1 protein-coding gene is annotated in these 259 nt (G+C 56.0%); it reads right to left on the bottom strand.

Annotation, left to right across the window (positions count from 1 at the left end):
* Positions 1-259, bottom strand: a 259-nt coding sequence (locus E4O97_RS20045; RefSeq protein ID WP_248162030.1) for a hypothetical protein, incomplete at both ends; no start/stop codon positions are given.

Genomic DNA, 259 nt, shown 5'->3' with positions numbered 1-259 from the left:
GCGAATCAACCTACCGACGCTGTCCCATTCATAGACTGTCTGCGCGCCGTGTTCATCCTCGCGGGCAATCTGTCGCCCCAGGTCGTCATAGCGATAACGCTTGATCCCGCCATTGGGCAATTGCTCTTCCAGCAACTGCCCACGCTCATCCCACACCAGCCGATGGCAACTGTGATCCGGGTACCAAACTCCGGTCAGTTGCCCGTGTTTGTTGTAGCTGTAGTCAGTCGAATTGCCATCCGGATTAGTTTTGCGGATG

Origin of the sequence: Pseudomonas sp. W15Feb34 (assembly GCF_023127765.1) — a bacterium.
GTDB classification, from domain to species: domain Bacteria; phylum Pseudomonadota; class Gammaproteobacteria; order Pseudomonadales; family Pseudomonadaceae; genus Aquipseudomonas; species Aquipseudomonas synxantha_A.
The sequence above is the reverse complement of the archived record's forward strand: the minus strand, read 5'-3'. Positions and strand labels throughout refer to the sequence as shown.